The 25204-nt window shown below is 40.3% G+C and carries 27 protein-coding genes; 5 read left to right on the top strand and 22 right to left on the bottom strand.

Translation table 11 applies throughout. The features are described from left to right. Nucleotides 1-96: 96 nt before the first annotated feature. From cpcF to rimM, 16 genes are all read right to left on the bottom strand, one after another. Entirely contained in the window at nucleotides 97-705 is a 609-nt protein-coding gene (gene cpcF / locus ACE1CI_RS15235) for a C-phycocyanin alpha-cysteine-84 phycocyanobilin lyase subunit CpcF (RefSeq protein WP_496615613.1), read from the bottom strand. Nucleotides 706-837: 132 nt separating this feature from the next. Continuing rightward, on the bottom strand, nucleotides 838-1668 hold the full coding sequence (gene cpcE / locus ACE1CI_RS15230) for a C-phycocyanin alpha-cysteine-84 phycocyanobilin lyase subunit CpcE (protein WP_413262930.1): 831 nt from the start codon (nucleotides 1666-1668) through the stop codon (nucleotides 838-840). Between the two features lie 20 nt (nucleotides 1669-1688). Beyond that, a complete protein-coding gene (gene cpcD / locus ACE1CI_RS15225; protein WP_413262931.1) occupies nucleotides 1689-1958 on the bottom strand; it encodes a rod-capping linker protein CpcD in 270 nt (89 codons plus the stop codon). A gap of 77 nt (nucleotides 1959-2035) precedes the next feature. Then, the gene (locus ACE1CI_RS15220; protein ID WP_413262932.1) at nucleotides 2036-2899 is read right to left on the bottom strand and encodes a phycobilisome rod-core linker polypeptide; all 864 of its coding nucleotides are present in this window, start codon (nucleotides 2897-2899) and stop codon (nucleotides 2036-2038) included. A 122-nt stretch (nucleotides 2900-3021) separates the two neighbouring features. Then, nucleotides 3022-3510 carry a C-phycocyanin subunit alpha gene (gene cpcA / locus ACE1CI_RS15215; RefSeq protein ID WP_413262933.1) on the bottom strand — a complete coding sequence of 163 codons (489 nt, stop codon included), beginning with the start codon at nucleotides 3508-3510 and terminating at the stop codon, nucleotides 3022-3024. 79 nt (nucleotides 3511-3589) lie between these two features. Then, on the bottom strand, nucleotides 3590-4108 hold the full coding sequence (gene cpcB, locus ACE1CI_RS15210) for a C-phycocyanin subunit beta (RefSeq protein WP_413262934.1): 519 nt from the start codon (nucleotides 4106-4108) through the stop codon (nucleotides 3590-3592). A 710-nt stretch (nucleotides 4109-4818) separates the two neighbouring features. Then, entirely contained in the window at nucleotides 4819-5781 is a 963-nt protein-coding gene (locus tag ACE1CI_RS15205) for an RluA family pseudouridine synthase (protein ID WP_413262942.1), read from the bottom strand. A gap of 123 nt (nucleotides 5782-5904) precedes the next feature. Next, the gene (locus ACE1CI_RS15200) at nucleotides 5905-7245 is read right to left on the bottom strand and encodes a hypothetical protein (RefSeq protein ID WP_413262935.1); all 1341 of its coding nucleotides are present in this window, start codon (nucleotides 7243-7245) and stop codon (nucleotides 5905-5907) included. Between the two features lie 225 nt (nucleotides 7246-7470). Next, nucleotides 7471-7956 carry a DUF2721 domain-containing protein gene (locus ACE1CI_RS15195; protein WP_413262936.1) on the bottom strand — a complete coding sequence of 162 codons (486 nt, stop codon included), beginning with the start codon at nucleotides 7954-7956 and terminating at the stop codon, nucleotides 7471-7473. A gap of 7 nt (nucleotides 7957-7963) precedes the next feature. After that, complete coding sequence (gene cobA, locus ACE1CI_RS15190) at nucleotides 7964-8758, bottom strand: uroporphyrinogen-III C-methyltransferase (protein WP_413262937.1); 795 nt, start codon at nucleotides 8756-8758, stop codon at nucleotides 7964-7966. Next, nucleotides 8755-9549 carry a CbiX/SirB N-terminal domain-containing protein gene (locus tag ACE1CI_RS15185; protein ID WP_496615492.1) on the bottom strand — a complete coding sequence of 265 codons (795 nt, stop codon included), beginning with the start codon at nucleotides 9547-9549 and terminating at the stop codon, nucleotides 8755-8757. Before ACE1CI_RS15185 ends, cobA begins: the two co-directional genes overlap by 4 nt. Before the next feature lie 267 nt (nucleotides 9550-9816). Continuing rightward, nucleotides 9817-10506: a manganese catalase family protein gene (locus ACE1CI_RS15180; RefSeq protein WP_413262939.1), complete on the bottom strand. Its 690-nt coding sequence runs from the start codon at nucleotides 10504-10506 to the stop codon at nucleotides 9817-9819. 275 nt (nucleotides 10507-10781) lie between these two features. After that, nucleotides 10782-15386 (bottom strand): PAS domain S-box protein, encoded by a 4605-nt coding sequence (locus tag ACE1CI_RS15175; RefSeq protein ID WP_413262940.1) that lies wholly within the window; start codon nucleotides 15384-15386, stop codon nucleotides 10782-10784. Nucleotides 15387-15797: 411 nt separating this feature from the next. Continuing rightward, on the bottom strand, nucleotides 15798-16499 hold the full coding sequence (locus ACE1CI_RS15170; RefSeq protein ID WP_413266110.1) for a 2,3-bisphosphoglycerate-dependent phosphoglycerate mutase: 702 nt from the start codon (nucleotides 16497-16499) through the stop codon (nucleotides 15798-15800). Nucleotides 16500-16783: 284 nt separating this feature from the next. Next, on the bottom strand, nucleotides 16784-17155 hold the full coding sequence (locus tag ACE1CI_RS15165) for a DUF2237 family protein (protein ID WP_413266111.1): 372 nt from the start codon (nucleotides 17153-17155) through the stop codon (nucleotides 16784-16786). Between the two features lie 151 nt (nucleotides 17156-17306). Then, nucleotides 17307-17873 carry a ribosome maturation factor RimM gene (gene rimM / locus ACE1CI_RS15160; protein ID WP_413266112.1) on the bottom strand — a complete coding sequence of 189 codons (567 nt, stop codon included), beginning with the start codon at nucleotides 17871-17873 and terminating at the stop codon, nucleotides 17307-17309. 331 nt (nucleotides 17874-18204) lie between these two features. On the opposite strand from rimM, the gene ACE1CI_RS15155 reads away from it, so the two are divergent. Together ACE1CI_RS15155 and ACE1CI_RS15150 are read left to right on the top strand one after the other, a co-directional pair. Further along, nucleotides 18205-18849: a ClpP family protease gene (locus ACE1CI_RS15155; RefSeq protein WP_459564105.1), complete on the top strand. Its 645-nt coding sequence runs from the start codon at nucleotides 18205-18207 to the stop codon at nucleotides 18847-18849. Nucleotides 18850-18931: 82 nt separating this feature from the next. Then, nucleotides 18932-19561 carry a type I restriction endonuclease gene (locus tag ACE1CI_RS15150; protein ID WP_413266114.1) on the top strand — a complete coding sequence of 210 codons (630 nt, stop codon included), beginning with the start codon at nucleotides 18932-18934 and terminating at the stop codon, nucleotides 19559-19561. Between the two features lie 17 nt (nucleotides 19562-19578). Here ACE1CI_RS15150 and ACE1CI_RS15145 read toward each other — a convergent pair whose 3' ends face one another. From ACE1CI_RS15145 to ACE1CI_RS15135, 3 genes are all read right to left on the bottom strand, one after another. Then, the gene (locus tag ACE1CI_RS15145; RefSeq protein WP_413266115.1) at nucleotides 19579-20013 is read right to left on the bottom strand and encodes a hypothetical protein; all 435 of its coding nucleotides are present in this window, start codon (nucleotides 20011-20013) and stop codon (nucleotides 19579-19581) included. Beyond that, nucleotides 19994-20470: a Panacea domain-containing protein gene (locus ACE1CI_RS15140; protein ID WP_413266116.1), complete on the bottom strand. Its 477-nt coding sequence runs from the start codon at nucleotides 20468-20470 to the stop codon at nucleotides 19994-19996. The genes ACE1CI_RS15145 and ACE1CI_RS15140 overlap by 20 nt, the downstream gene beginning before the upstream one ends. Before the next feature lie 110 nt (nucleotides 20471-20580). Next, on the bottom strand, nucleotides 20581-21951 hold the full coding sequence (locus tag ACE1CI_RS15135; protein WP_413266117.1) for a helix-turn-helix domain-containing protein: 1371 nt from the start codon (nucleotides 21949-21951) through the stop codon (nucleotides 20581-20583). Between the two features lie 187 nt (nucleotides 21952-22138). On the opposite strand from ACE1CI_RS15135, the gene ACE1CI_RS15130 reads away from it, so the two are divergent. From ACE1CI_RS15130 to ACE1CI_RS15120, 3 genes are all read left to right on the top strand, one after another. Continuing rightward, the gene (locus tag ACE1CI_RS15130) at nucleotides 22139-22774 is read left to right on the top strand and encodes a hypothetical protein (protein WP_413266118.1); all 636 of its coding nucleotides are present in this window, start codon (nucleotides 22139-22141) and stop codon (nucleotides 22772-22774) included. 364 nt (nucleotides 22775-23138) lie between these two features. Then, on the top strand, nucleotides 23139-23477 hold the full coding sequence (locus ACE1CI_RS15125) for a flavoredoxin (protein ID WP_413266119.1): 339 nt from the start codon (nucleotides 23139-23141) through the stop codon (nucleotides 23475-23477). A gap of 4 nt (nucleotides 23478-23481) precedes the next feature. Next, nucleotides 23482-23775, top strand: coding sequence for a hypothetical protein (locus tag ACE1CI_RS15120; RefSeq protein ID WP_413266120.1), 294 nt, complete (start codon nucleotides 23482-23484; stop codon nucleotides 23773-23775). Between the two features lie 103 nt (nucleotides 23776-23878). On the opposite strand, the gene ACE1CI_RS15115 is transcribed toward ACE1CI_RS15120, so the two are convergent. The 3 genes from ACE1CI_RS15115 to ACE1CI_RS15105 form a co-directional block, all read right to left on the bottom strand. Continuing rightward, entirely contained in the window at nucleotides 23879-24049 is a 171-nt protein-coding gene (locus tag ACE1CI_RS15115) for a hypothetical protein (protein ID WP_413266121.1), read from the bottom strand. Between the two features lie 226 nt (nucleotides 24050-24275). Beyond that, nucleotides 24276-24713 (bottom strand): type II toxin-antitoxin system VapC family toxin, encoded by a 438-nt coding sequence (locus ACE1CI_RS15110; protein ID WP_413266122.1) that lies wholly within the window; start codon nucleotides 24711-24713, stop codon nucleotides 24276-24278. Continuing rightward, on the bottom strand, nucleotides 24713-24985 hold the full coding sequence (locus tag ACE1CI_RS15105; RefSeq protein ID WP_413266123.1) for a hypothetical protein: 273 nt from the start codon (nucleotides 24983-24985) through the stop codon (nucleotides 24713-24715). The genes ACE1CI_RS15110 and ACE1CI_RS15105 overlap by 1 nt, the downstream gene beginning before the upstream one ends. Between the last annotated feature and the right edge of the window lie 219 nt (nucleotides 24986-25204).

Here is a 25204-nt window from a genome sequence, read left to right as displayed (position 1 = left end):
TCTCTTTTTCTAGTTGATTAGTCTTATGTCATTGGTCTTATGTCATTGGTGATTATTTGCTAACAAATAACTAAGGACAAATGACGAATGACGAAATTAGGAATTGATGGCTAATTGCACTCTAGCGCGAACGGCTAAGTCGGTTTCTGTTTGGAGCAAGGAGTGAAAATGTGCCAAAATTTTGCTGTGGAAATCGGTTTGATTAGCCATTGTTTGCAAGCCAACAATTGCTGCATAGCGAATCGACCAATCGGTGTCTTGGCAGATTTCTACTAATGTTTGAAAAGCTCTTTCTTGGGCAAGTTGTATTTGGCTAGATTCAAGTTGATTCCAGTGCAAATTTCCCAATCCTTTGCTTGCAGCACGACGGACGCTAGGGGCGAAGTCGCTTTTGGCGGCGTTGAGTAAAACTTCTAGGGCGCGGGGGTCTGCGATCGCAGCTAAAGCTCGAATCGCATAAGCTCTAGCACCATAGTTATACCCATCAAGCAGTTCTAATAATAGAGGTACTGCTGTTGCTCCCATTTGAACTAGTCCGGCGACTGCTGCGAGTGCTGCTCCGGGGTTGTTATAACCTAAAGCAGCGATTAATGTGGGAATTCCCGCTTCCGATCGGGCGGCTGCTAGAGTACGGACTGCTGTAATCAGGCGTTCTGGTGAATCGGTTTGTTCTACAGCTTGAATAAGTTGCTGATGATCGGTCATTTGGTTATAAGTCATTGGTCTTATGTCTTATGTCAATAGTGAGTGTAAAAGTAATTTTCTCTCGCTATTTAAAAAATCACTTTTCCCAGATGACAAAGGACAAATGACGGATGACGAAGGACAAATAACAGACTATAACAGCGAATCCATCAAAGTCATAACTCTGATGGCTGCGTCATTAAGCGATTGCGCTTGTTCTGGGTTAAGTTGGTGTTCGAGAATGCCTTTAAGGGCAATTAATTTGAAGCTGTTTTCTGTTGCGGAAGTAGCGATCGCTTCTGCTGCTGGTAAATAACCAATTGCACCTAAGTCAGAGAGTGCGACTCGACGCAGTTGAATATCCTTTCCTGACAAAGCTTGTACCAAGCGTTCCCCGTAGATTTGCTCTTGGGTCAACTGATACATGGCTCTAGTAGCGGAATACTGAACTCGTGCGACTGGGTGGAGGAGGAAGGGTTGAATCAAAGGGATGGCTGTTTTGGCTCCCAATGCACCCAATGCTTCCATGACTGCTTCGTAAGGTTCGGCTAGGTGGGGTCTTCCCGGTACTGGCACTGCGGCAGCTAAACCACCAGATAGCAGCTGCTCCAGCACTGGTATACAACTTGGATCGCCCAATTTGCCCAGCGACTGTGCAGCTGCTTCGCGCACGTAGAAATCAGAACAATCCAAACATTTAATTAAGCCTGGTACTGCTCTAAGATCTCCCAGTTTTCCTAATGCCCTAGCTGCGTTGCGTCTGAGGGGATAACCGCCTAACTCTGTGCGATCGGCTTCATCTTCTAAAGCTGCAATCAGAGCTTCTATTGCCGCTGGTTCTCTCACCTGAAACTTACCCAGCCACCAAGCTGCATAGTAACGCAGACTTGTATCTTCGTGGCTCAGGTTGGCGATCGCTTGCTCTACGGTAAGCGATGGGGAATCTCCCTGTGCGCCTATTCTTTCAGGATCGGATTCCTGCATAGCTTATAATCAAGTTTCCCCTATTCTTCTGCTTTCGCGGGTTCTTTGGCGGCTTCTTCTGCACCCATTGGATGAATGCCGACGATTTTGCCACCTAAGCGGGTGATGCGCCGCATTTCTTCATTCATGCGGCTATAGGGTACGGTGACAAACACACTACCGCTACGACGAATGGAGTAGTTGTTTTTGTCAGTTTCATCGTTTTGGCGTAACCCAACGACTTCGTAACGAAAAACGCGGCTACCAGAGGGTGTATTAGCAGCGCTACCGATCGCGGTTTGACCGAGCATTTAATTCATTCCTCCAATTCCGTAAGTTTCGATCTTTAAAAATCGAAAATCGAAAATCGAAAATCGATTGACTATTTCTAAGCTTGGGTAACGCTAATGATTTTGCCACCAGCCCGAAGAACTTGCTGCATTTTGTTGGACAAGTTTTCGTAGGGTACCAAGTAGGCGACGCTGCTGCGACGTACTCCTGGGTATCCAGGTTGGCGAATGCCTGCGACTTCGATGCGATAAACGCGACCGCTTTCACCGTAAGATCCACCCAAACAGTTGCGAGGTGCAATATCGCTGGAAGCACTGTAGTATGACCAACTGCCATCGCCACCGGAAGGTCTAACAATGGTTGTGGGTAAGTTCATTGCCAAGTCACGGGCGAGGCGAGAACTGCTGCCTTGAGCTTGGGCGCGATCGCTGTTTGCATAACCCCGGTACAACTTAAACATCCGGTTAAAACCGACTTGTTTTTGTCCTGGTTGGGTTTCAAAACCGCGATAGAAAGGTACGATGTTATCGCCAAAGTTAGCCGTGTACTCTGGAGAATCGATGTAAGAATCGATTTCTGCGTCGTAACCTTTTTCATTCCACAAATCGAGGTGGAAAATTACCTCTGATTCGTCATAAGGGGCACGTCCCAACAGATGTTTATAGTTGAGTTCAATGACCCGGGTTTGAAAGTTGTTGTAGAAAAACTTGGTTTTGTATAGCTCTGATTTTGCCAGGATGCGAACAAACTCTCTAACTGAGATGTTGCCATCAGCTAACAAAGATTCCGCACTGGTCAATCTTTCAGAAGCCATTAAATAGTCGTTGCCAAGTACCTGACGGTAAGCGGCTCGAATTACGTTTTGAACATCTTCTTTGCTGGAATTGGGACGCAGTTCCACTTTAGCGCTGTCGCTAAATGCTGAAGTTCCCAACCGAGATGCTGCTGCTGTTATCGCCACAATTAATAATCTCCCAACACAACAAACAGAGCACTTGATTTAGATACAACAATGCCCGGAGAAGTACGCACCTGCTAGTTTCGCAGCTAGCAACTGCATACCTTTCCGGGCTATGCGATCGATTAGCTTAAAGCGTTGATCGCGTAGTCGATGTAGGTATTAGCTTCGTTACCAGCTTGACCAGACAGACCGTGGTTAGCTTTGATGTATTTCAAAGCTTCTACGTACCAGCTGGGAGACAACTCAAATGTGCTGTTGATTTCATCTAAACCAGCAATCAAGTATTCGTCCATTGGGCCTGTGCCACCAGCAACCAAGCAGTAGGTTACCATGCGGAGGTAGTAGCCGATGTCACGAGCACACTTGGACTTGCCTTCGTTGGTAGAAGCATAGTTTGGCCCTTGCATTTGAGTGGTGTAGGGGAATTTGTTGTACACCGCTTGGGCTGCACCGTTGATCAGGCTTTGTGCGTTGTTGGTCAAAGCGCGAGCAGCTTCCATGCTGTCAACTGCGCGTTCATTACGACCACGAACAACTTGAAGTTCGGTATTGCTCAGGAAACGGCCTTGGGTATCGGCTGCTGCGATAGCTTCGGTAATAGGGGTCTTCATGTTCTTGGTATCTCCAAATGCAGATGTTTTCTAACGACAGTTCTGAAAAAATGAGAGTGTTAATTACACTTTCTGCTTCTTAAGCAACAGCAGCAGAAGCGCGGTCAAAGTAGCTAGCTACTTCAGACATCAACTGACTGCAATCACCTTTGGTGATACCGTTGGGATCGTTAGCAATAGCAATTGCTGCTTCTTTCATTTTTTGCACGCCAACTGCTACGGAAGAACCAGGAGTACCGAGAGCTTGGTAGGTTTCGCGCAGACCGTTCAAGCAACGATCGTCTAATACGCTGGAGTCACCTGCGAGAATCGCATAAGTAACATAGCGTAAGATGATTTCCATGTCGCGCAAGCAAGCTGCCATGCGACGGTTGGTGTAGGCGTTTCCGCCAGGAGCGATCAGCTGAGGTTGCTCTACGAACAAGGCGCGAGCAGCGTTAGCAACGATGGTGGAACCGTTGCTGGTAATGCGGTTCACGACATCTAAGCGCTTGTTGCCTTCTTTAACCATGTTGGTTAAAGCATCTAATTGTCCGGCGCTCAGGAACTCGCCCTTAGCATCAGCCTGAGAAACAACCTTGGCGAATGCGTCTAACATTTACTCAATCTCCTACTTGAATTGTTGTTGAGTGCGTTTTGCGGAAAATTTTCGGAATCTCTGGTTAAGCTAACTCTTTTTTGAATTAGCCTAGCAGGTGTCAGATTTCAGGCAACAAAACACTGTTTTGACCTTCTGACTTATGACTCGTCGATGAGTTATCTTCATCTTTCTACAAGCATAAGGCATAAATCTGAGAAAAGTTCACGTTTTTATGAGAAACGAGAAAACTTACTTAACGAGTGTTTTGTTTAACATTTGCCTGTCTTCTAGTCCCTACAGGTTATTTTTATACACTGCCTATTGTGATTTATTTATTACGAATTATTAAATACCTTAGCTAAGTATAGAGAAACGCTGCAATTCCTTTATTTATTAGGGTTGTCCAGCCTTATTTAGCCCATATTTTTTACATTGCTTAATAATTTGAGGTAATTTTAAATTCCCTAGTGTTTTTTTATATTTTCTTAATTATTGCCGTTAAGCTTTACTGGTTGAAGGTTTGGTGCTTAAATTACCCTAAAATTCTCTTTTTAATATATATAGTTATATTAAGTAAAGTTTACATAGCTATGTAAAATCCGGGCAAAATTTTCGCCAAATAGCTGGGGTAGGGGGGAATTTTGGGGCAGGGGGAGTGACAGGGGGAGCGAGAAGCACTAAACCGATCGCTTAAGTCATCCGTCTGGCGATAGAGAAAAATGACAGATTTAAATTTCTAATTCCCTTGGCGGTAGACCGCAACGCCGTCGCAAAACTTCTAGGAGAGTCACGAAAGAATGGGGAGGTGGGGCGATCGCTTGGACTAACTCTCCAGTAACCGGATGTTGGAGGGAGAGTCGCCAAGCGTGTAAAGCTTGTCCGGGTAGGTTAACACCGACATCCCGCCCAGAACTGTAAACAGGATCGCCAACAATGGGATGACCGATGTAGGCGCTGTGGACGCGAATTTGGTGGGTGCGACCTGTTTCTAGCTGGAAGTGCATCAAAGTGCAATTTCCCAGGCGTTCCTTGACCCACCAGTGCGTGACGGAGGGACGACCGCCTTTTGCTTCTGGGACAACTGCCATTTTTTTCCGGTCTACGGGATGGCGACCGATCGGTTGGTCAACGGTGCCGCTTTCGGTTTTGGTAGCGCCATAAACTACGCCTAAATATTCTCGACGGGCGGTTTTAGCTTTGAGTTGTGCTTGCAGGTGTTGGTATGCTTGGTCAGTTTTGGCGATCGCGATCGCGCCAGTAGTATCTTTGTCCAAGCGGTGAACTATACCCGGACGCTGAACACCGCCAATTTCCGCTAAGGGACAATGGGCCAACAAAGCGTTAACGAGAGTTCCATCGAAGTGTCCGGCGGCGGGATGAACCACTAAACCAGCAGGTTTGTTAATTATGAGTAAATGGTCATCTTCGTAAAGGATATCCAGAGGAATTGTTTCTGGTTTTAGTTCTGAAGTTGTAGCTTCGGGGATAGTAATTTGGATGCGATCGCCTGTTTTTACGGTGTGATTTTTGCTGGTACAAACTTCGCCATTAATTTGGACATTTGCTTGTTGAATTAGTTTTTGAATGCGCGATCGAGAAAGGTCTGGTACTTGACTAGCTAACCAAGCGTCTATGCGATCGGTTTGAGTTTGTTTAAGAAGATCGCTAGTTTCTTGAACTTCTAGTTCGATGTGAGAGTGAGAAATAGTTTTTACCTGAATGCTTCTTTTTTATTGTAGTTCCCCTCTGAGATCCCCGACTTCTTGAAGAAGTCGGGGATCTCAAGAGATAGGGGGATCTCAATGGGATCTCAATCATCTAGATTTTTGATAAAACCGCCACCATTGAGAGACAAAGTAACCGGAAATTAGACCGATCGCTAAATATAAAATTAAGAAACTAAAGCAGGTGAACCAGCTATTCTGAGGAGTTTGACTTAAGTTTGAGGTAGTAGCTTGTTTAATTATAAATGGTGCGGAAGCAACGGCTGTAAAGGTAGAAGTACCAATAGTAGTACCGAGAAAGATTAGTGTATCTTGAAACTTGGTATTTTGACAGGCTATTTGGCGGTCTTGTTCGCCTCGAAGTATTTCAATAAAAGTGCGGATACTATTAATATACTTTTCTCTCACCTGTAATTGTGGCATTAATATCCGATAATCTTGTTCCATTTGCAACAGATAATCAGCAGCAGTAAATTCGCCGAATTCCTCGATAAATTTGAGTTTAGTTATTCCGGTTTCTTCAGTTGCTTTACCTTTGATTATTGCTAAGCGATTTTGGTAGTTTTGTAGGTTTTGGCGCAAATTTTGCAATTGCACTTTCAAACTTTCCAGTGCGATTGTATATTTAGCTAAAATATGCAAATTTGTCCGAAGTTCGTGATTGAAGTAATCAAAGTTTCGTTCGATGTCGCTGATTTCAGGCCAGTTAATAATAGCTTCATTTATTTGGTTAGTTTCGGGGAAAATACCCTCCTGAATCAGTATTTTTCTAATGTTTATACTACTGCGATAGTTCCAATTAATTTTATGGCGATAATAGAACAATAACATTAGTTCATATTGAAAAGTTTCAATCCTTTCTACTATCTTTTTATGGTGACAAATACAAATTAGTACATTTTCATGTTCTGGGTTATCTGTCCAATCTTCTGGTGATTCCCAAATTTCAAAAACTGAAGCTCCTAAAAAGTGATTTCCGGGTCTCAGTTGTGGTTCTGTGCCATCTTTTCTAAATGACTGGTAAGCTTGTTTAGCTGCTTTTTCTTTGTCTAGATCGGTGGCGGAGTTTACATAGCCTAAAATCAGCCATGTTTTGCCTATAGTGCCTTTAGCTTCTAGTTTTTTCTGAAATTCATAAAAGCAATCATAATTTTGGGGATTTTCTTTATCTTTAGTATTGCAACAAACTAATAAACTATCTGTATCTCCCAAGATGTAGTGGCGATAAAAACCTGTTACGCCTTCGATATCTTCTAGGATAAAGGGGTAGTTTCTTTCTGGGTTGCTATGTGCTTCTTGGTCAAGTTTGAGACGATTACGCAAACTTTCCCAGGATTGTTGCTGGGGGGTTGGTTGAATGTCTTCCTGTATTTCTCTCAGGCTGTAGACAAATAGGAATAGATGTGGGTAATAGATCGACAAGGGCTGCACAGAAATGTTGTCCAATCATATACACTATAATCTTTTTTTGATTAAGCCAACACCCTAAAGAGAAAAGGAGTTCTTTCTTGGATATTGCTGAGGGTATGGCTTCTAGTTGCACCGCTAACTTTCTCTCTACAGACAGATTAACACAAATTTTTCAGGTAAGTTTAGGGTTGTTTCCCCCTGTAGCGAATTTAAAGTTTAAGTTTTGCAACTAAGTGTTTTTTTCTGTTAACCTTCATCTTTAACTTCTACTAAGATTACTCTGGAAGATATAAAAATATCTAAACCCATACAGGTAACACCGCATAAAACTAAAAACATTCCGCTTAAAAATAAATAGATGGGTATGCCTTGAATAATGCGATGAGTAATGGGGAAGTTGATGGCGATCGCAAATGAACTCAACACAAAACAGATTACGGCTAAAATATGGCACAAAATGGCGTTTCGTACATACCATGTTGCGCGTAATAAAGCATCTATCTGAGTGTTGATATGACCTAATCTGTTGCGATCGAACTGGGTCAATTTCCCCTGTTCCATCAGTTGTCGATTATGATTTCTTTTTTCATCGTTGAGTAATCTAATTCTGGTTAAAAGTGCCACATATCGGGAACTTAATCCTAAAAAAAATAAGGCACTCGAGGAAATCATTACTGCTGGAGCCAATATAGTTTGAATTACTTGGGTTGAGGTAATTCCACTAACAGCCATTGTTTGTTTATATATATGGGCGAGCTACTGACAGTATACTATGTAGGTTTACGACGGCACCAATTATGGCGATCGCTGGGGCGCTGAACTGAGTTGTTTCTACTTGTTCAACGATTGTTTCTAGGGTGCCAATTAGTTCTTCTTGTTCTGGTCTAGTACCCCAACGAACTAAGGCTACGGGTGTATTTGCTGCTAATCCAGCTGTTAGTAATTTTGGCACAATTTGGGCTAAATTATGTACGCCCATGTATATTACTATTGTTTCGGAACCTTGCGCGATCGCAGACCAACTTATGTCAGGACGATATTTTCCGGCGCTTTCATGACCAGTAACAAAGGTGACTGAAGAACTATAATTTCGATGCGTCAGGGGAATTCCGGCGTAAGCTGGTGCGGCAATTCCTGATGTTATGCCTGGAATTACTTCTACTGAAACTCCGGCATTAATTAAGTCTTCCATTTCTTCGCCGCCACGACCAAACACAAAAGGATCGCCACCTTTGAGGCGGACAACTATTGCTTGAGTTTGGGCTTTTTCAATTAATAATTTAGTTGTTTCTTCTTGTAATAATGAGTGTCTACCCATTCTTTTTCCCGCATCAATTTTTTCGGCTTGCGGGTTGATCATTGCCAGAATTGAAGGGCTTACAAGTGCGTCATAAATTACGACATCGGCACATTCTAAAAGTGCTTTTCCTTTAATTGTCATTAAACCAGGATCTCCTGGGCCTGCACCGACTAAATATACTTTACCCAAATATGTTGTCCTCTCTTGTGCAATTAAGAATGTGTTTTGATTCATTTGCTCGTTAAATCCCAGATTAATTCTGCTAATTCAGAGGTGGTTCCCAAGGGTTTTGCCAAATGAAATTTTCCTGCCGGATACTCTTGTTTAATTTGTTTTACTGATTGCGCGATCGCATCAGTTATTCCCCCAGTAAATAGGAAATAAGGCAAAATGCCAATGCGTTTTTTTCCTTTAATTAGTAAACTTTTTGCCTGAGATTCCCAACTTGGTGGTACTGACCAATAAGCTACTAATGCTCCTATTTTATTTGCTAATGCTTCCACTGGATAATTAGCACCTTGACGGCGGCTTCCATGAGATAACAAAATCCACTCATCGGCGTTAAAACCATGCAAATTAGAAGTTAATACCTGACTAATTTGGGAATGAAATCCTAAGTAAGGTCGCACTTCCATTGTTAAGTCAGAACCAAAATTCTCCCTTGCTTTTGTTACTTCTGCGGGGATATCTTCCATAACATGAACTCCCGGTAGCAGAAATAATGGCAATATTTGAATATGCTTGAAACCAGCGGAAGAAGCATATTTACCAAACTGTTGAATTTGTTCATGCAATGGTAAAGGAGCTAATTCTAAACAAGCTGTACCCACCAAAGGTTCTCTAACTGTTACCACATTAACAGATGAGTTTGTTAATATTTCGGTATTTGTGAGTTCCTGAGTTTTGGTGAGCATTTCCCCGCGTAATTTTTGGCAAAGCAATTGCGCTAATTGCTCTACGGCAGTTTGGGGACGAGGGTCACGACTTCCGTGAGTGACAAGTAAGTAAGCAGATAGCAAGGGCACAATCCTAAATGGAAGCGTTGGCTCAGATATCTTTTTTTATAAATATCTTGGAGTTTCTGATTTTTCTGTATAAACTGTTTCTAATTTAAGTCTTTGGCATTTTGGTTTAGGTTTGGCGATCGAATATTTCTGTTATTATACATATTTTTATTGGTAAAAAAAAGCTTTAAGCAGAAATTTCCTGAAAAGGGAGAAGTTTGGCGATCGATTCTCGCCAAACTTCTCCCTTTTGTTTGTTCAAGTTTCCCTGTCTTTAACTTTCTGTGGTTATGATTGCGTTTCTGACAACGGGTTAGCAACATATCGGAAGTTAGGCTCGGAATTCCAAGGCCCACGCTCATCCTTACCGTTTTGAGATAAGTTGTAGTAAATATCGACAGTTTGATCGGGTTCAATATTACCAAAGAAAGGAACAGTTAGCTTACCTAAAGACTGCAAAGCTTCCATAAACATTTTGGTGTGAGAAATTTCGCGAGTTAGCAAATGTACCAAAGTGTTTTTAGTGCCTTCATCAGGTGCCAATTTAATCAATTCTTCGTAGGTTTGACGAGCACCAGCTTCCGCAGCAATGTCTGCTCGTAAGTCGCGCACAACATCGCCACCTTCGTTAATATAAGCCGCAGTCCAAGAAACTCCTTGACTATCTAAAAAGTGTGGGCCTATACCACGCAAGGCAAACAATGTGCTTTTATAAGCTTCTGTTTGATCTGTATTTTTAGTATGTCCTTCAATTAATTTACCCACCATTTCTAAGTGACCAAATTCTTCAATGGCGATATCTTGTAACATATCGCGAATTCCCGGATGCTCACAGTGAAAAGACTGAACCCAGTATTGTAAAGCTGCGGTTAATTCTCCAGTTGCTCCACCAAATTGCTCTAAAAGTAGTTGTGCGAAACGAGGATTAGGATCGTTGATATTGACTGTATGAATTGTTTCTTTTTTATGAAAAAACATGAGTTTATTCCTCTCTCGTAAATACCTAAAAACTGCGGTTTTACAGTTTTTAATCACTGTTATTTTTAGCTTAGAGGAGGCAAAAATTTACATCCTGTGTCTAAAGAAGTAATTGTGAGGAATAATACTCTATCGTGAGTTATAAACTGGTTCGTTGTGAGGACTTTAGTCCTACTCTGGAAACGACTCAAGTCGTTACAACAGACGGTTCGTTGTGAGGACTTTAGTCCTGCTCTGGAAACGACTCAAGTCGTTACAACAGACTTAAAACAGACTTAATTGGTTTGATGAATGGGGATTTCAATGATAAAGGTTGCTCCTTGATTGATTTGAGATTCGCATTTAAGGGTTCCTTGATGTTTTTCTACTACGATTTGGTAACTAATAGATAATCCTAAACCTGTGCCTTTGCCAACGGCTTTAGTAGTAAAGAATGGGTCAAATAAGTGAGTTTTAACTTGTTCAGACATTCCTGGGCCATTATCTGTAATGGAGATAATAGCATGAGTTTTATTAGCAGAAACTTTGGTTTCAATAATAATTTTTGGTAATGGTGGTTGCTCTTTTTCCCAATGTTTCATTTCCAAGGCATCAACAGCATTGTTGATGATGTTCATAAATACTTGATTTAATTGTCCGGCGTAACATTGTACTAAAGGTAGTTTGCCATATTCTTTAACAATTTGTATTGCTGGACGATCGCTTTTTGCTTTAATCCGATTTTGCAGAATTAGCAATGTATTATCAATACCTTCATGAATGTCTACATCTTTCATTTCTGCTTCATCTAAGCGCGAGAAATTGCGTAAACTTAGGACAATTTGCCGGATACGTTCGGCTCCCATTTTCATTGAAACTAATAATTTAGGTAAGTCACTGGCGAGGAAATCTAAATCGATTTCTTCAATCTCTTGGGCAATTTCTGCGGGAGGTTGGGCATAGTGTTTTTGGTAAAGTTCAATTAAGTTGAGCAATTCAGAAGTGTATTGTTCAGCGTGTGTCAAGTTACCGTAAATAAAGTTAACGGGGTTATTAATTTCGTGAGCGACACCTGCTACTAATTGCCCTAAAGATGACATTTTTTCGGTTTGAATTAGTTGGGCTTGAGTTTGTTGTAATTGGTTCAAAGTTAACTCTAATTCTTGGGCTTTTTGTTGGGCTTCTTTGGCGGAATTTTGCGCTTGGGTGTAGAGTTCTGCTTGGGAAAGAGCGATCGCTAATTGATCGCTAACAGCTTGCAACAATTCTACTTCATCTTCGCTCCAATATCTTGCCTCATTATATTGAGCACAACTAAGTAATCCCATTTCTCCAGAAGGCATTTTAATTGGCAAGGCTAATAAAGCAGCAAAACCCCATTCCCGGTATAATTCTCGGCATTCTAAATTAGCGGCATTTCGCATATCCGAAACACAAATCATTTGCCGATTTAACAATTGATTAATTAGGGAATTAGCTTTAATTGGACGCTTACCAATTTGACTAGGTATACTTGATATTTGTGCTTCGGCTACCACATTGCAAGCTGGTGGATTTGTCTGTTGACAATACCAAGCAAAGTTACATTGTTCAACTTGTAATAAGCTTTGAATTTCGCAGACAATGGTTTTCAAAATTGTATTAACATCCAATGATTTACGGATGTCGCTAGCTAAACGATTCAGTAATGCTTCCCTTTGGGCTAGTTGTCTGTATCTAGATTCCGATCGCAAAAGTTCTTCGGCTTGGAGTTTTCTTTCTGTAGCATCAACCCCTAAACCAATTAAACCAATTCCTTTACCATTGGCATCTTTAATTATAGCTTTAGTAACTTCTAAATAATGCAATTTGCCATCAACAAAGGGTAAAATTTCCTCTGTTTGATATGGTGTTTCTTGTGCCCAAGTAGCTGCATCTGAAGCCATACAATTGGCAGATTCCTGAACTCCTAAAATTTCGCAATAGTGGCTAGCTGCCAAAAATATCGACTCTGGAACACCCACATTTTCGCAGAAAGTTCTGTTAATAAATTGAATTTTTCCGTTGGGATCGGTCATCCAAATCCAAATCGGTGTATTATCCAAAATAGCTCTTAAAGTTCGCTCTTGTTTGGCTAAAATTTCTTCGGATTTTTTGCGTTCGCGTAGCGCAGCGTGCTGTTCGCTAATATCCCGCATAATTGTGGAAAAATATTCCACTTGCCCATTTTCCGATTTATGACTCATCACTACTTGAGAAGTAGGAATTAAGCTACCATTCCGATGCAATAATGCAGTTTCGCCACTCCATGAACCTTTTTCAATGGCAATTGGTAATACTTCATTAACGAGCAATTCCATTACTGATTCTGGGTGATAATCTTGGAAGCAAGTATTACTAAGATCTTCATTTTCCCCTACTCCCACCATTTGCCGACCTGCTTTATTTATGTAAATATTTCGTCCTTCAGCAGTGCCAATACCAACAAAATCAGGTGTTGCTTCTAAAATGGCAATTAATCTAGCTTGTGCTTGTTCAGCTTCTTTTCGCTGAGTAATATCTCGGACTACGGCAATTATTTGATTTTCCAATAAAGGTAAATACCTGGCTTCATAAAAACGTTCGCCTTCGGGCATTTGTAAGGAATATTCGCAAGTAGAAAAAGATTTAGTTTCCGATACTTTAAATATAGCATTGTAGAATTTATCTGCTAAATCTGGAGGAAAGATTTCTCGCATTGTTTTGCCGATAAATTCAGATGGTGGCAAATACAATGCTTGTGATTGTCCAGTGATAAAATCTAATATAGTCCCATCTACATTTAGGCGAAAATACATATCAGGTAAAGCTTCAAAAATGGCTTTTAATTCGGCGGTAGCTTGACGCAATTTTTCTTCGGCTTCCTTACGTTCGGTGATATCAGAAGCTACGCCATCAATCCGCAGCAATTTACCATTTTCGTCATAAATTAACCAGGCGCGATCGAGAATCCAACGCACTTCGCCATTTGGTCGAATAATCCGATATTCAATTTCTTTATTTCCAGTTTCTAACAGTGTTTGATGATGACTAAAAGCATATTCGCGGTCTTCTGGATGAACAGTTTCTACCCACAATTTCGAGTTTTCATAAAATTCTTTGCAGGATCTACCATAAAGTTTTTCTGTGGCTGGATTGAGGTATAAAATCTGAAATGTAGTCGCTGAAACTGACCAGACTGCATCTTTTAAGGAAGTAAAAATACTGTTGAGGCGCGACTCACTTACTTCTAAAGCTGCTTCGGCTTGTTTGCGATCGGTAATATCTGCGGATAAACCATCTATGCGAATAGTTGCACCTGTTTCATCATAAATCAACCAAGCACGAGCGTGTATCCAACGTACTTCGCCATTTGGTTGAATAATGCGATACTCAGCTTCGCTTTTTCCTTCTGCTAAAACTCTGTGGTTGCAGTTAATAGCAATCTCTCTATCTTCGGGATGAACTACTTCTAACCATAAATTAGGATTTTCAAAGAATTCTTTAGATGAACGTTTATATACTTTTTCAGCAGCCGGATTAATATACAATGCTTGTAAAGTTTGGGGAGAAACTGACCACACTACATCATGCAGGGAATTCAAAATACTATTGAGTCGAGATTCACTATTATATAAAGTTGACTCGGCTTGTTGGCGTTGTTTAATTTCAGTTTCTAATTGCAAAACTAAGCTATTTAATTGAGCAGTCCGTTCTTGAACGCGAAGTTCTAAAGTTTCGTTAGCTTGTTTAAGTGCGGCTTCCATTTGTTTGCGTTCGCTCACATCGCGCCAACAACCGATAATTTCCAGCACGTTGCCATCGGCATCTTTAACTAACTTTAATTCATCGTGTACCCAATGATATTTACCATCACTATAAAGAAATCTATATTCATGAGAGTGACAGCCATTAGCAAATAAATTAGATAATCCGTCAAACACAAGCGATCGATCTTCGGGAAAAATATGATTAACCCAAAATGAAGAATCTTCGATAAATTGCCTTGGTTCATAGCCCATCATCGCCGTAATATTTTCGCTGATGAAGGTAGCACCAAAATCACCTGATGCCTTGCAACTATAAATAACAGCTGGACTATAAGAAATTAAATGTTGTAATTTTTCCTGAGTTGCTAATAAAGTTTGTTCTACTTGTTTGCGATCGCTAATATCACGCGCAATAGTAGAAATTAATTCCGGCTGACCATGAGCATCTTTATGAGCTAAAATTACTTGAGAAACCGGAATTTCCCTACCATCACGACTCAAAAAAGCAATTTCCCCACTCCAAATCCCCTCACGTAACACAGTGGGAAAACCTTCTTCCCTAAGAATTTTATTTACCCATTCTGGGTGTACCTCACAGAGATCGCTTATATCGATATCTTCATCTATATCTACGCCCAACATCCGACGCGCCGCTTGGTTCAAGTAAACTCCCTTTCCTTGGCGAATGTCGTAAGTACCCACAAAATCAGTTGTAGTTTCTAAAATTTGCGCCAAGCGGTTGAGAGAGTTTTCTGTCTCCTTACGTTTGGTAACATCATGAGCAACAGCATACAACAACCCTTCCTCTGAACAAGGGTTGGTATTCCAAGACAACCACTTGTAAGAACCATCTTTACAAAGATAACGATTCTCAAAAGAAATAGTTTTTGCACCTGTGGTTAATTTTTGGGCTTCTGCGATAGTCGCAGCTTGATCTTCTGGATGTACAAATTCAATAAAGGGTTTTGCCATCAGTTCAGCTTGTGTAAAACCTAGCGTTCTCTCCCAAGCTGGGTTTAAAAGCTGAAAATAACCATCAAAACTAGCTATACAAAGTAAATCAACCGATAGTTCAAAAAATCGGTCTATATTTGCCCAACCTAACCCATTCGCAGTCACTATTTGAGAATTCATTATCCCCAGCCTCGCTTAACCAGGCAAATTTATCAATTACTTTATTCTCCTTCTTATTCTTCCCGAATCACTCAGTAAAATTACCATAGTTGGATAAGTTTTTACATAGTTTTATATAAGAAATCAAAAATTTCACTTAACAGCTAAACCATTGATTTTTTCTATTATACAGAAAATTTGCTGAACAGACGCAATCTTTAAATTAGTTTGTTGTGAGGACTTTAGTCCTTTTTTGCCACATAGAAGGACTAAGTAGGTAGATCTAAATAAAGTAAAAATGGGGCGGGGCTCTCCTGCCCACCCCACAAGAAAGCTGAAAATCTTGTGGGGTGGGCAGGAGAGCCCGCCCCATTGATAGATAACTATTTTCACTTTATTTATTTGCACCTACTTAAAGTCCTCACAACGAACTTACGCCAAAATCATCTTATTAGTCGCTTTTCCTGACTCGTCTACATCGTAAACAGTTGGTACACCAGTTGCTAACTCTAGTTTGGTAACTTCCTCTGGACTTAAGTTATCTAAACCCATCATAATCGCCCGTAAAGAGTTACCATGAGCCGCAACTAACACATTATCTCCATGCTTAAGATGAGTGAGAATACGGTCTTGAAAAAATGGCAAAGCTCGCTTCATTGTATCTTCCAAACTTTCGCCACCCGGAGGACGTACAGAGAAAGAACGTCGCCATTCATGAACTTGTTCTTTGCCATATTTTTCCACAGTTTGGGCTTTATTTAACCCTTGCAATGCCCCATAATAACGCTCATCTAAACATGAACAAGGATAGATGGGTAATTCTTCTTCTGGACTGCCATCATACTTATCCCAACCATGCCAATCTTCGTCAGTTGCATCATGTTTAATAATCGGGGTTTTACCGCCACAAATTTCATCACATTCTGTTAAACAAATAACGGCGGTTTCCATTGCTCGAAATAGCATACTTGTAAAACAAACATCTACAAGATATTTGTTATTCTTAAGTTTACAAGAAGCAATTGTCGCTTCGGCGCGACCTTGTTCACTCAAAGGAACATCTACCCAACCTGTAAATTTGTTGGCAGCATTCCAAAGACTTTGACCATGACGGAGTAAAATCAATTTAGCCATTTACCCACTTCCTAAGATGTTCTAATTGGTAAATGATGATACTGTTGATAATATGAAGCTGTCAGTATCTTTTGTTAGATCTTTAGTTAAACTAAATTTAATTCTAGATTAATTAGACATCTCCAAAAATTAAAGGTGCATTACCTGGAAACCTTGTAGAGACGTTATATATCTTGTAGAGACGTTATATATAACGTCTCTACAAGGTTTTTTGCAGATGTCTATTTTTGTTTATTAGTTTTGATAATATTTATTTGGCGGGCAAAATGCCCACCCGACAGTTTTTAAACAGGATCGAGAGCGTTTGCTTTCAGTTCATTGAGGGAAACATATTCCACAGCTGAAGCATGGGTAGAAGATAAAATTACAGGGGGTGCAACACCAGCATCTAGAGCTTCTTTCCATCTTAGGGCACATAGACACCAGCGATCGCCAGGTTTTAACCCAGGAAAATTAAACGCCGGAACTGGTGTGGATAAATCATTTCCCCTGGCTTTACTAAAAGTGAGAAATTCTTCAGTTACTTGAGCGCAAACGATATGAGCGCCCACATCACCCGCACCCGTGTTACACTTACCATCACGATAAAATCCCGTCATTGGTGAAGTGCAACAAGTTTGCAAATCTCCCCCTAAAACATTTCTAGCACCTGTCATAAGCACAACTTTTGTGAAACTTTCTCTATGTTAATGTTAATGTATTTTATGATGAGGAAGAGTAGTTGTTGACGGGCAAGAGTAGTAGTTGTTGACGGGCAAGATGCCCATCCCACAGATGCCCATCCCACAAAATTTTTCCTGGTTAATTCTACCTATTAACTTCTAACAAACCGGGAGGGGGATTAATTTCAATTCGCTTATTTGCTAAATCTACAATGGGTACAATCTCTTTGACAAATGGAATTAAAATTTCCTTTTGTTTTTCGCCTTCTTCACCAACCCCAGATGAATCATTAGGGCTGACTAATAATAAGTCGTTACCTGCGGGAATTAAATCTTTGACAACGCCAATTTTTTCACCATTTAATTGATTGAAAACTTCTAAACCCACTAAATCTAAAATATGATATTCATCTGCTTCTAATGTTGGTCGATCGCTCGCCGGAACCAATAATTTACATCCCCGTAATTCTTCGGCTTGGTTGCGGTCGCTAACTCCCGCCAATTTTACAATATACAAATTTTTATTGGGAATGAATCTACCACTCAGCAATTCGATCGATCGCGGTTCGGTTTCCTTGGGATGCAATAACCAACGTTCTCCAGGTTTTTCAAAACGTTCAGGAAAATCCGATTCAGGATAAACCCGCACCTCTCCTTTTAAACCTTGCGCTGATACGATCGTACCGATTTCTAGCCAGTCTTCTTTACTCATTTGCGATCGAAAAATTCACTCTATTTATATTGTCGCTGATTTGTTATCTACAATGACTAATTTAGCAAAATCAGCTTTGGGTAATAGTTTTATAGTCTAAAAAACCCTGATTTCCACGCGATCGGCATTCCTCAAAACATTAGTACGTATTCACACTTAATATTATTGTAGTGCAAAAGGCTAAATAAAATCCTGATTATAGATTTAAGCATCGGATAATGATAAGGTTGCCTGTAAGACACTAAACTACATGAGTCTCAAAATTTTTGTGCCACTTCTATCTTCTATTTCTTTAACTCTTCTCACTACCACTCTTAGTCCGAATGTAGTGATGGGACAAACTTCTAAGGAAATTAGTTCAAAGCTTAGTTTATCTCAACTTGTGGATGCGATCGATCTATCGTCAAATAACAAACAGTTAGATCCAGAAATTTATCAATGGTTACGCAGTAAAAGAATCGTCATTCTAACAGGAAGAATAACGCCTGAATTAGCAGAAAGAATTACATATCAATTAATTTTTCTAGATGCCAAAGCACCTGGGAAAGATATTTATTTGTACATTAATTCTAGGGGTGGTGACATACAACCAGGGTTGGCGATATACGACACGATACGATCTCTTAAATCTGATGTGGTGACGGTTAGTGTGGGAGAATGTAGCTCAATGGCAGCTATGTTGTTAGCCAGCGGTACTAAAGGAAAGCGCTTTGCTCTACCTAACTCACGAATTATGATTCATCAACCTTCAATATATGATGTTGGAGGACAAGCAAGTGAAATTGCGATCGCAGCTAAAGAAATCTTGCATTCAAGAACTTTACTTAACAGCTTACTAGCTCAACTAACAGGTCAACCATTAAACAAAATTGAGGTTGATACCGAGCGAGATTTTTTCATGTCTGCTCAGGAAGCTAAAGTATACGGAATAGTTGACAAAGTAATTAATCAACTCCCCTCAGCTTCTACCCGCTAAATAAACAATCCGTAGGGTGCGTTAACGCAGTGTAACGCACCATTCCCCATAATTAAAATAATCCCCATAACAATTGAAACAGATGGCGAAGTTTGTTGCAGTTACAGAAGCAATAAAAACTCTGACTGAAGCTGAATCAAGGTTTAACTTAAGCCGAACTGAGGATGAAGCTTTTTTTACAGAATGGCAAACTGAATTACCAAGTCTGAGTGATTCTGAACAGACTGCTTTGGATACTCTGCGACGTAGATTACTGTATCACAGATCGGACGGAGAATTGCTAGAAGGGGCAGTAACGTTGCTGGTAGCATCGCCTTTATTAGAACTAGCGGGATTTTACGATCCACCATTTAAAATGAAAGCAGAAGCTGCTATTGAAATTGCAGTTGATGATGGAGAAGAAACCTTACGCGGAAGAATTGATGTTTTGATTTTGCAAAATCAGCTTTGGGTAATGATTTTGGAGTCTAAAAAAACTACTATTTCTGTGCGATCGGCATTACCCCAAGCATTAGCATATATGATGGCAAATCCAGATTTGAATAAACCGCGATTTGGGATGTTAACGAATGGTGATGATGTGTTGTTTGTGAAACTTTTTGCTCCTCAATACGCATTGTCAAGAGCATTTTCAATTTATACTGTGGTAAGCGAAGTGCGATCGGCTTTTCAAATCCTCAAACATTTAGGGCAAACTATCATCAACACCTAAGTCAAATTTTAATAATTTCAACTATACAGATTGTGGTCTGGATCTAGCCAAACAATGTAAAAAACATTTTCGCTGAAAAACCCATGCACCCTGCCATATTCATTAGCAGATATTTGAAACTGGTAAGGTGTACTTACTAGCTGATCTTCATGAAGAATACCGAAACCGTGAGGCTCAGTTGTATCTTGCCAATGTATTCCATGACATCGCAGACTTTTACTTTGATTGTTAATAACTTCATCAGCTTTCAACTGTGATAAATCCCGCAGTCTTCGCAAGAGAGAGCTTAGATATTTCGCATCTCTCTTGTCGATCGAAAATTTCTCTTTATCATCCTGATAATACCTGAAAGAAAAACTAATTCCTTCCGGTATTTTCACATCTTGGCGCTTGATATTAGATAAAGATGTCTGACGGCGTAAATCTGCTTTTTTAGGTTTCTTCGATGACACGAGTTTTGTAAAAATCTCTCATTAATTCTTTGGTAATAATAGCATGAGAAGGTTCATCTTTTGGCAAGTCACCTCTTGCTTTAATCCAAGGATCTTCGCGGCGCACCATCAATTCCAACTCATAAGCGTCCAGAAAAAAATACTCGTCAGCTAAGTCATCTAAAAACTTTTGTACTTCCTCTGAAAACTCTGGTTTTTCCACTTCTTTCAGAATTGGTTTAAAGCCGAATTGTTCTTTGTATTCGTAAAACAAAGCTGGGATAGTCGGCCCATGTACCCAAGCTTCAAAATCTTCATCAAAAAGCGGTTTATCTTCAAATGCTAAATACCATGCTTGGGCATAATACAATAGTTTTTGTAGCTTTTGATTGCTGAGGTAAGAGCCTACATCATTCGCAAACCAGATGAAGTAATCAGCGAGTTTGGAAGCAGTTGTTACTGTGGTTACTGCGGTCATAAAAATCAGCTAAAGGCTAAATAAGTTTGATAATTTTTATAATAACATAGCACCCAGATCCCCCCAGATCCCCGACTTCTTGAAGAAGTCGGGGATCTGAAGTCGGGGATCTAGAGAATATACTGCTTTAATACATCGGGCAAAATGTAACAATTTCCCTGTTGTTCTATCAAACAGCGCCGCCATAAAGATTGCACAACATTCACTAAATCTGACGTGGGAATTTTGGTATTTTCTATTAATTTTACCAATTTAATTCCGTCACCTTCTCTCGCCATCAAAGAAAGAACTTCTTTTTCCCAATCTGATAAACGGCTAACAGTTTGTTGTAAATTATCTTGCAATTCTCCCGGTAATAAAATAGTATCATCTTGTAATATCTCAGTCGCGCCTCCTCCCAACTCTTGTAACAAATTTCCCACACTTTTTAACCAGAATGGGTTGCCTTGGTAGCGGTGAATAATAGCTGAGTAATTCTCGATTTCTGCTAACCCGTAATCTCTTAGTAGTTCCCGTCCAGATTCAATATCTAAACCAGTTAGTTGTAAAGTACAAATAGCAGGATTTTGGTTTTTAACTTGAGTCACTTCTCTGGGTTGTTCCCAACCAATTAACAAAAAGCAACTTTGATGAGATAATGTTTCTATGTTTTTAAATAAAGAGCGATATTCTTCATATCCTGGTTTATACTTTCCTGCTAATTCGCCGCTAATAAAAAGATTGTGAATGTCATCCAAAACTACTAAGCAGCGATGTTTTTGTAAATACTTAAGTAACGGTAAAGGTTTTTGGTTAGTTGCAGGTGAATCTAGCTGTTCTGATTGCGAGAAAAACTGGATTAGTTTCTCTTGAAATTCAGCTAAAGTGGGGGAAGTTTCTAAATTACACCAAATTACATACTCAAATTCATCTTTTATTTGTTGTACGAGTTGCGCCGCTAATGTAGTTTTGCCGATACCGCTGATACCTGTTAGTGCTATTAAGCGACAGCGTTGTTCTAAGATTAATGTTTTTAGGGTTTCTAGTTGGGGAGTGCGATTATAAAAATTACCCAACTCTGGCATCTCACTTAAATCTTGATGCGAGGTTTTAGTTTGTTTCGAGTTAGCTGTTTCCTCATTATCTGCTTGTGAGTTTGGTATATCTGGCGGTTGTCTACTTTCTCCACAAATGTTGAAACTACCGATTTGATTGTGATGCTGTTCATAATGTGAAAATAAGGAGACTTGCAATCTCTCCATTGATGCTCGAAAATTGGATTTCTTAACTTTTTCGCCCAACTCTTGTGAAAGTATTTGCCATAATTCCATTCCTACCTCTCTAACACGATCCTCGGAAAGTTTAACCTTTTGAGCAATTTCTTTGTATTCCTCATTTTCCCAAGTCCCTCGCAGAATCGTTTTTTGCAAATCATTAAGATGCTTACCTGTTCTAGCAAATACGAGTTCGTCTGCAAGTTTTAGCATTTCCTCAAGGTTCATACAGTCGGGTAGATGTCAGGCTGGTAGTATTGTATCCAATGTTTCCCCACATTTCCCAACATTTCCCCATATTTTCCCCTTTTCGAGTAGATCATCAATTGGAAAAGTCCCGATAATTACCAGATTTTTTGTCAATGTAAACAGAAAAATTAGTTGCTAGTTTGGATCGAGAGTAAGTTTATTCTCAATGATTACCAGAACGATTAAGCCCAAGCAACTTTCAAGTATTTTCGCAACTGGGTTGATTTTAGTAGCACCCATGTTTAGTGTTTGTAGCAACAGCTTACCCAATGCTCAAGCACAAAGTACAATCGATGTAACACGCGCAGCAGGCTCATTTCGTATTGAGCCAAACCGTCACATATTCTTCTATCCTGCTTCAGGGGGCAATCCTGTACGAGTTTATGATGGTACACAACAGACTTTGGCGATAGTTCAATACAACGGCGCAATCTACACAGCATTTGAAAATGGCGGAATTTATCGCAGTCCAGATGGTCAAAACCTTGGCGGCGGTGGAAGCACTACACGGCTGTACTTAGGACAAAAGGTAGTAGCAATGCTAGTGTGTCGGGGAGGACTCTACACAGCATTTGACGGAGCAGGAATTTACTACAGTCCAGATGGTCAAAATCCTGGTGGTGGTGGCAGCACTAGAAGAGTGTATGACGGGACTCAGCTTGTCAGAAAAATGTTATGCGATCGAGGTTCAGGCATCAATGGCACAGACAGTGTGATTACAACTTTTAGTGGAGCAGGGGTATACAAAAGTCCAGACGGCAATAATTTAGGAGGAGGTGGCAATACAAGAAAATTAAATTGATATTTTAAGACAGTAAGATTGCTAAAATTATAGTTTGGGTTGACCTATGTTACTCTACATTTTTTTCCACTGACAATCTTATCCATTTCTATCATTGCAATGTGATGATTGGATGGATAGCGAAGAGGCAGCAAAACAAAGAGGGTTATGCAAGAGAACAGGCTATGCGATCATGATCGCACTCTCTTTTTTCAAATTAGCGATCGCCTAAAATGAAAAAGCGATTGTACTTGATTTTTTCTCAGGTGCGATCGCGTAGCGTGCTAAGAGAGCATATCGCTATTTTTTGTAGTGCGATCGCACCTGAGCAGAAATTTTTGGTAAACTGTAGCGCGTACTTAAATCTAATAGCGTACATTTGTGTGTGGAAATAATTCCAAACGAAGCCTTTGTAGTTCGTGGTGGTCGTAATCGCCCAGAAGATATTCAACGTGCCACAGGAACCCACCCCAGCGGCATTACAGGAATTTCTGTAGAATGTGCAGTAGGATTGTCAGTAGCAGAGCTAGCATTAGCAATCCCTCATGGACAAGTTGGCGTAACGACAGTAGGCGAAGTTCGCGTCCAAGGAGGAGATGTGATCCGTACTTCTGGTAGAAGTTTAAATCATGCAACTCTGACTGGCTTAACGCCAGAGCAAGCAAGCTTTCTGCTAACACCAACAATTCCCAATCCAGCAAAGCAATCATCTCGATTAGAGTAAAATTATGAGTCACCCTAAAATTTTTGCAGACTTTCATAATGCCGATGCACAAGGTCGCCTTCGTCTAAATTGTGTGGGAACAATAGAAGACTTAAGCCGCCAAAATATTAAGTTGCAAAATGGTCAATTGCTCACCCTTTATAGCGAAGAATTAGAAGCTGATGGTGTAGTTCAATATTCAGAAGAGGAAAATCTTTGGGTAGCACTCATTGATTGGCAGGTTATTAGAGAAGTAGAAGATATTATTCCGAGCAATTCTGGCTTATCTGAAAGTGGTATATCTCTGCCAATATCCTAACAATCTAAATTGCAATATGATGATTGGATAGTTGCTGATATAGCAGCTTGTATATTGAGCGATATGCAAGAGAGTACGCTATGCGATACGCTCTCTTAGCACGCTACGCGATCGCACTCTTATACTCTTCTTGGGCACTAACAATATTGAGAGCGATCTCATCTCTCCGTTTTTCCTTTAGTCGTTTCCCGATCAAATTGATGAGAATCTTCTGTTCTTCATCCGACATTTCTTCGACCAATTCCACAACGGCATCAAAGCTATAGGTTTTCATTGTCAAACTCCAGAAACTCTCCATAATTATAGTTTACCTGAGAGCGTGAGAGCGAGCTAGTCATCAGTGTTTTAAGCACTAACAAAAAAGAGCGATATGCAACAGAGGCACGCTACGCGATTGCGCGTAGCGCAGCGCCAAAGGCGATCGCACTTTGTTTTTTCTTCTGAGCGATCGCTCTTTTCATCAACACTTCTTGAAATTCATTTTTTGAGTTGCATTATTATCAATCTTCTGGATTTATTTCTTCATCAACAACTACCAACTCCACACCACAGCGAGTTGCTGCTTGGGCTAATCTAGTATCAAGTGTTGCGCTCGGCAATTGTAATCGTAATGCTAACTCTAAATATGCTGCATCATAAGCTGCTAAACCTTCTTGCCTTCCTAACAACAAAGTTGATGAAAGTGCATAGTTATTTGTAGATTCGTCAACGTGAATTAATAGAGATTGTAACAGAGCAATAGCTAACTCCGATTGTTCAGTAGTGATGCGATTACGTCGTTCTGCAACTAGTAAAGTATTAGCAATTTCTAGCGACCAAATTTCCGGTACATAAGCTTCAGAATTTGGCATCATAGCCAGTATAGCATTAGCATAATTGTCATTTTCATCGACTAAGCACCAACTGATTGCTATCGAACAATCCAAGACAAACCGCATTAAAACCTGCGCCCCTCTTCAATCATTTCGCGAATTGAATTTTTATCTATTCCTACTTCTTGCCTTAGTTGTTGCATTTTGGTAACTGCTTCTTGAATAGATTGTTTAGTAGTTGGTTTTCCCCAAGCATTATACTGTGGTTTAGTTTCTTCAGATGATAACGGCTGTATAACTACCACCACTTCAACAGAAGTATTTTTAAGCTCGGTAGGCATCTGGAGAAGCAATATGCCATCTGTTCCAATTTGCGATCGCAGTTTCATTGTTTTCATATCATAGTAGAGAAGTTTTGCCAAATTATAGCTTACTTGAGAGCAATTTACCGAATAATAAACAACCAAAACTAAGAGCGATACTCAATCTTGGTACGCTACGCGATCGCACTCCGCCTAAAATGCAAAAGCGATACGCAATCTTGGCACGCTACGCGAACGTACTCTTATTTTTCTCAGGTGCGATTGCCTAAAATGCAAAAGCGATACGCCTAACGG

This window comes from Floridaenema flaviceps BLCC-F50 (genome assembly GCF_041929275.2).
In the GTDB taxonomy this organism is placed as follows: domain Bacteria; phylum Cyanobacteriota; class Cyanobacteriia; order Cyanobacteriales; family Aerosakkonemataceae; genus Floridanema; species Floridanema flaviceps.
Note: the sequence above shows the minus strand (reverse complement) of the source record. Positions and strands in the feature narration are given on the sequence as shown.